Annotated in this window: 5 protein-coding genes and 1 pseudogene; 2 read left to right on the top strand and 4 right to left on the bottom strand. The window is 31.4% G+C overall.

Translation table 11 applies throughout. The features are described from left to right. Positions 1–202: 202 nt before the first annotated feature. The 3 genes from ACP5GV_RS07770 to ACP5GV_RS07780 all read right to left on the bottom strand — a co-directional run bounded on the left by ACP5GV_RS07770 (position 203) and on the right by ACP5GV_RS07780 (position 3,920). Positions 203–787 carry an acetate uptake transporter gene (locus tag ACP5GV_RS07770; protein ID WP_428103199.1) on the bottom strand — a complete coding sequence of 195 codons (585 nt, stop codon included), beginning with the start codon at positions 785–787 and terminating at the stop codon, positions 203–205. Between the two features lie 20 nt (positions 788–807). Beyond that, positions 808–2,760 carry an acetate--CoA ligase gene (gene acs, locus ACP5GV_RS07775; protein ID WP_428103190.1) on the bottom strand — a complete coding sequence of 651 codons (1,953 nt, stop codon included), beginning with the start codon at positions 2,758–2,760 and terminating at the stop codon, positions 808–810. Between the two features lie 182 nt (positions 2,761–2,942). Next, positions 2,943–3,920 (bottom strand): amidohydrolase family protein, encoded by a 978-nt coding sequence (locus ACP5GV_RS07780; RefSeq protein WP_428103193.1) that lies wholly within the window; start codon positions 3,918–3,920, stop codon positions 2,943–2,945. 131 nt (positions 3,921–4,051) lie between these two features. Here ACP5GV_RS07780 and ACP5GV_RS07785 point away from each other — a divergent pair, with 131 nt between their 5' ends. Continuing rightward, entirely contained in the window at positions 4,052–5,194 is a 1,143-nt protein-coding gene (locus ACP5GV_RS07785; protein WP_428103195.1) for a hypothetical protein, read from the top strand. A gap of 23 nt (positions 5,195–5,217) precedes the next feature. On the opposite strand, the gene ACP5GV_RS07790 is transcribed toward ACP5GV_RS07785, so the two are convergent. Continuing rightward, the gene (locus ACP5GV_RS07790) at positions 5,218–5,385 is read right to left on the bottom strand and encodes a hypothetical protein (RefSeq protein WP_428103197.1); all 168 of its coding nucleotides are present in this window, start codon (positions 5,383–5,385) and stop codon (positions 5,218–5,220) included. Positions 5,386–5,668: 283 nt separating this feature from the next. On the opposite strand from ACP5GV_RS07790, the pseudogene ACP5GV_RS07795 reads away from it, so the two are divergent. Then, positions 5,669–6,188, top strand: a pseudogene (locus ACP5GV_RS07795) (ABC transporter substrate-binding protein); the annotation flags it as partial.

Genomic DNA, 6,188 nt, shown 5'->3' on the forward strand with positions numbered 1-6,188 from the left:
GGAATAGTTTCCATCTTACCTCCATAGTATTTATGTAATTCAACGCTGAGTTTATACCATTCAGCAGTTGCAGATTCACCTTCAGACACTAGCTTAACACCCTAATATATTAAGTACAAACTAAACGTAAAAATTTATTTCTTATCAGTTAATTTTTTTAAAAAATAAATAAAATTCATTATTTTAAATAAAAAATATTAGTTTATTCAGGCACAACAGTTTTTCCTTTAACTGTATTTATTACAATAGCCATTGATAAGTAAACTGCTAAAATTCCAGTTATTAATCCTATCCATCCACCTGCCTTTAAAATCATTGAACTTGTTGTAAAGTCTGCAGCGGAAAGTATGAAGAAAGTTATGAATAAAAGAGTTAATACTATACTTAAAACTCTTGCTTTGGCTAAAATGGATCCAACATCCATGTAAAGAGTAAATATACCCCAGAGGAGCATCCAAAGCCCCAATTCTGAGGAACTTATTTTTAGACCAAGTATTAATGCTAGAGCTAAACCTAACCAGAATAAGCCGTATCCAGAAAATGCTGTTCCTCCAAAGGTATCATTTCTTCTAAAAGATATCCAACCAGCAAAAACTTGTGCTAAACCGCCCCATGAAACCGCATAGCCTATAGTTAATCCTGTAGTCGGTATAATGCCTGCATTAGCTAAGCTTAAAGCTATAGTTGTTAAACCGAATCCTACTAAACCTAAAGCAGCTGGATTTCCCCATACCTCTTCTTTACTTGCCATTTTTAACCCCTTCTTAAATTCAAAATAAAAAACAATTCAAAATAAAAAACTACAAATTATTTCATGCTAAGCTTAAATTCATCCCATGCCCTCTTCAATTCATCTACTGACGTAGGATCTTCAAGAGTAGAAGTGTCTCCAACAATGCCATTAGTTAATATAGCCTTTAGAACTCTTCTCATTATTTTTCCGCTTCTCGTTTTAGGTAATTTTCTGACAAATATTATTGCTTGCGGTGTTGCTATAGGTCCTATAGTATTTCTAACAACTTCAATAAGTTCTTTTTTAAGCTCATTGCTTGGATTAACTCCCGATTTTAGAACAACAGCAGCAATAGGAACTTCTCCTTTGACCGGATCTGGCATACCAATAACTGCAGCCTCGGCAACAGATGGATGTTTTATTAACGCATCTTCCATTTCTATGGTTCCTATTCTATGTCCAGCTACCTTTAGAACTTCATCCGCTCTTCCTAATAACCAGAAATATCCTTCCTCATCCTTTACAGCGTAGTCTCCTGCGTAAAATATTCCTTGATACTTGCCAAAATATGTCTTAACAAATCTCTCAGGATCACCCCAAATACCTAATGGCATTCCGGGCCAGGGTTTCTTTATTACAAGATAACCCTTCACACCTGGCGGTGTTTGATTTCCATTGTCATCCAATACATCAGGTTCTATTCCTGGTAATGGATATGTTGCTGAACCCGGCTTTAACGGAACTAAGCCTAAATGAGGTGATGGAGCTATCATAGATGCGGATGTTTCTGTCATCCACCATGTATCAACTATTGGACATTTTCCTTTACCCACTACATTGAAATACCACTCCCAAACATCTGGATTTATTGGCTCTCCAACAGTTCCTAGTATCCTTAATGTTGATAAGTCATGTTTATTTACAAATTCATCACCATATTGCCTTAAGAGTCTTAATGTTGTTGGAGAAGTATATAATATTGTTACTTTGTATTTTTCAACTATTGACCAAGCTCTATCAGGAGCAGGATAAACTGGGGCTCCTTCATACATAACTTCAGTTGCACCATGCATTAAAGGGCCATAAACTATATAAGTATGCCCTGTAATCCAACCAACATCAGCAAAGGTCCAATGCACGTCTTCTGGCCTTATATCCCAATTCCATTTGAATGCATGATATACATAAGTCATATATCCTCCTACACTATGCATAATTCCTTTTGGTTTGCCTGTTGTACCACTTGTATATAATATGAATAGTACATCATCACTTTTTCTAGCAACCGGCTTAACGTAGATGCTATCGGAGTATTTATTAACTAGTTCATGATACCAATAGTCTCTTCCTTCTATAAATGGTATTGGCAAACCAGACCTCTTTACAACTATTACTTTTTCAACCTCAACGCCTTGATCTTTAGCTAGTTTGATAGCAGATTCCACATTTTTCTTCAATTCAATCGGTTTTCCATTTCTCGGATAAGAATCTGCTGTAATCAATACTTTTGATTTAGCATCAACAATTCTTGTTGATAAAGCTTCTGCACTAAATCCAGAAAATACTACACTATGTATTGCACCGATTCTTGTTACTGATAGCATTGATATTGGTAATTCTGGAATCATTGGTAAATAAATTGTAACAGTATCGTTCTCTTTAACTCCTAAATCAATTAAAGCCTTTGAGAATTTATTTACTTCTTTGAATAAATCTCTATATGTTATAACTCTAGAAACTCCATCTTCTCCTTCCCAATAATAAGCAACCTTATTAAATATTAAAGTATTTTGCCATCTATCTAATGTGTTAAGATTTATGTTTGTTTGAGCTCCAACAAACCAACGATAAAATGGTGGATTTGATGAATCTAATACGTTGTCCCAAGTTTTATACCATACTAGATCCCTAGCTTTTAGATCCCAAAATTCTTCAATATTACTTATACTTTTTTTCCAATAATCAAGATACGCATTATGATAAGGATACCTTTTTTCTTTATAAGGTAAATTTTCAATTTCTCCCAAGGGCTCACCTGTATACTATTTAATATACTAACTAGTATATAAATATTTCCAAAATATTTAATCATACTTTTTTCTTTATAATTGTATATTGCTTTATAATTGTATATTGCTATAAGTCAATAAATTAGATTGTGTGGTAAGTAAAAATAATTCCTAATTTTAAATTATTATTTATTATGTATTTAATCTAAAAGATTATAATTTCTTGAAATACATTCTATATTAAAAACAGATTCAGCATTTTCATGGGAGTATTTTTCTAAATTACTTTTGGATATACTATTACTTAATAAAGTTAAAAATACATCCTCCATGTATTCTTTTGGATTAGAATTGCTTACAGCAGGATAATCAGAACCATACATAATCCTATTTATAGGAAAATCCTTCATTATTAAAGGTATCAATTGAGCTGGTAATGCTGACGTATCAATATAAACATTTTCATATTTTTTAACTAACTCTAAAGTTTCATCCATAAAAACTCCAGGCGCTATAGCGCTATAACCACCAGCATGGGCTATTATGATTTTTGCATCCCTGTATTTTTTTAAAATAGGATCTAATTTCGAGGGATCTCCATATTTACAGAATTTAGGTAATTCCCATATGCCTGGATCACATCCCCCATGTATTGTTACTGGTAATCCTTTTGCATTCGCTATTTCTATGGTAGCTTCTACTGATGGATCATTTAAATACTTAAAAAATAGAGTAGATATTATTTTGAACCCCTTAAATCCCTCCCTTGTCGATCTCTCTAATATTGTAGATAAAACTTCTGGTTCTAACGATAAATTTGCTGGAAATAATACTGTAAAATTTGAAAGAGCTGAAATTTCTTGATGCTTTATAAACTGGCAAAAAGCTTCCGAAATTTGGTGTGCCATAAAATATAAATTTTCTGGTGTTAGAAAATCCTTCACTTCTCCAGCAAATTTTTCTATTAAATATTTTGTTCTATCATACTCCTTCAATATATCATCATACGAAACTTTTAAAAGCAAGTCTCTAAAAGGAGGTATGCCTAATATAACAGCTCCCCCTATGCCTGAATCCACCAATTTTCTCAAATATTCATTAACTTCTTTTGTATTTTTCATTACTGGACTGTGCACATGTGCATCTATTATGCAGGATACCGGAATGTCAGCTCTCACGTATACTACCCAAATTTTGTTTGTTTAGAAAAATTATAAACTTAACATATAAATTATATTTATTAATAAACATTTTATCTATTTCCTTTTAAGTATCCTCCAGAATATATAATGATAGAGCGGTGAATTTGGTGGAAGAAGAAAAGATACCAGGAAAAATGCTTAATAGAAAAACAATGTTAAAAATTATGAATACAATACAAGAGAATACTCCACCTTATAGTTTAACCAGATTATCTGAGCTTATGAATATACCCGACTCAACTCTTGAAAATTACTACCGAATATTAAGAAATAGCAAATTTACAACAATAGTACTAGACTTTTCCAGGAGACTTATTAGATTAAGATTTGTTTTAGGTATTATTAGAGGGAAATGGATGGAGTCTTCACCTCTTAAGGAATATTGGTTAATTGGAAGAATGTTTAGTTCAATAGGAACTATATTACATTATTATTTTCCATATAATGAAAAAGAAGCAATTAACAAATTAAAGGAAATAACAAATGAAAATGTTTATGTATTTAATGAAATGTATAACTCGCGGCCTAATTGGTTGTATTATTACGATGAAAAAAATGATAAATTATATAATATAGACAAAATGTATAAGATGATTGATGGTCATCCACCAATAAATGTTGAAGTACCGGATCCAAAAAGGAAACCTGATGCCCTGGATGTATTAATATTAGCCGCATTGTCTGCTAATGCGATAGATAATTATCGTTTATTAGTAGATGCTTTTAAAGGTCCAAGTCCATTAAAAAGATTTAAACCTTTTTCTTCATTTAAATATCATTTAAATCATTCTAAGCTCTATTCAAGAGGAGGAGCTTTCTTACCGAAAGTCGGTCTAAATTCATTTAATTTAAGACTAAATGAACCTATGCCTTTTACTTCAGGCTATATATTGTTGAAGGGGTCAAATAAAAGCGTAAGAGATATATTTAAAAGGCTTTTAGCTTTTCCTTATATAGGACAAATTGTTTTGGGAGATAACGTAATTTATTTTAACTATGTTATTCACGTTAAATATTTTGATACCACTATTGTAAACGAATACAGGCAATATAATTGGGATGAAGTAATACAATATAATTTATTGGGAAGAGATATTAAGGAAAGATATTTGTTACCATTTAGAGAATACAATCCTTTATTAAAAGAATGGGTGCCTAATAGCAATTTAGAAGAAATAGCTAGAAGGAAGGTAAAATTATCAGAATTCGAAAAATGGTATAATGAACATTATCTCAAAAATGAACAATAAAATTAAAAAATTATTAAAATTAATCATATAAATATATCGTCATCGCCAGTTACTGGATTGACTGCATGCAAATGTGCATGTGTAGCTGGCTGGCCAAAGTGTAGGCTCAATACCAAACTTATTACTGCTATTACTGCAGGTAAAACGCTTAAGACTTTTATCCCATACCTCTTAAATCCTCTTATACTCATACTTTCTCACCACATCCTAGTGATATTCTAGATCATCATAAACTATTATTCTTTTTTCCACAAATTTAGATAGATATTACGGAGTAAAATTTATATAGAGTATTTTAATTGATGGCTTTTATGACTATTTATTTAACATTCCTTTTAAATTGAAATCCTTAAAAAACACTATGCATGAATACACAAAAATATGTATATTTTATCCCCATGATTTGCCATTATAGACTTTTCACGTAGTATTTATGTATCTAACTCCTATAGAAGTCATGTAAGGTGAATCTTAATGAGTACTCGTAAAGGTATGCGTACAATATCCAAAGGAGTAATAATTGGAATAGCTATTATAATAATTGTTATAGGAATAAGTGTATATATAGCAACTAGAAAGCCTTCAAGCATGTCAACCGCCTTAAATACCTCATCCAGTTATAAATCATTTTCTGCAATAACTACTTCATCTAGTGCTTTAGCGGCTGGTTCAAGCGTAAACTTTTATTTACCATCATTCCCAACAAATGCCAAATACGCTTTAGTATACTTTGGTGATGGAAATATAAAGAATATTTCGTCTCAATACACTTCTTATGTATATAAATATCCTGGCAGATATATGATAATGTATAATTTTTACACAAATAAAGGCTCATTAATAGGAGGTTCATCTCAAAGTTTAATTGAATTAACAGTTAGTCCCAATGTAAGCCTTGAACTAGCTCCATTAATTAGTGTCCCCACTATAACTTTTAACTCAACAGAAAATCCAACTGCTCCTCTATTTAATGTTTCACAAAAAATTTATTTGA

This window comes from Caldisphaera sp., from assembly GCF_049974385.1.
Classification (GTDB): domain Archaea; phylum Thermoproteota; class Thermoprotei_A; order Sulfolobales; family Acidilobaceae; genus Caldisphaera.